This window comes from Treponema endosymbiont of Eucomonympha sp., from assembly GCF_001028545.1.
This window is the reverse complement of the sequence record NZ_BBPW01000544.1, coordinates 1-488: the sequence shown is the minus strand read 5'-3', so window position 1 is coordinate 488 and position 488 is coordinate 1. Positions and strand designations below refer to the sequence as shown.

Here is a 488-nt window from a genome sequence, read left to right as displayed (position 1 = left end):
CGAAAAGTATTGCCGCGACCTGACCGCGCTGGCGCGGCAGGAGAAAATCGACCCCGTAATCGGGCGGGACGAGGAAATCCGCCGCGTCATGCAGGTGCTTTCGCGCCGCACCAAGAACAACCCCGTGCTTATCGGCGAGCCGGGCGTGGGCAAGACGGCTATTGCCGAAGGGCTTGCCCGCCGGATAGTGTCGGGCGACGTGCCGGAATCCCTCCGCAATAAACGCCTGCTCGCGCTCGATTTGGGTGCGCTCGTGGCGGGCGCGAAGTTCCGCGGCGAGTTTGAGGAACGCCTGAAAGCCGTCATCGGCGAGGTGCAGAAATCCGAGGGCAGCGTCATTCTGTTCATAGACGAGCTGCATACGCTCGTGGGCGCGGGGGCGAGCGAGGGCGCAATGGACGCGTCCAACCTGCTCAAGCCCGCCCTTGCCCGCGGCGAGCTTCGCGCGATAGGCGCGACGACGCTGGACGAATACCGCAAATATATCG

The 488-nt window shown here is 64.8% G+C and carries 1 protein-coding gene; it reads left to right on the top strand.

What is annotated here, in order from left to right:
- Positions 1 to 488: AAA family ATPase (locus AWU74_RS07975; RefSeq protein WP_162505078.1), on the top strand; the 488-nt coding region annotated here is incomplete at both ends.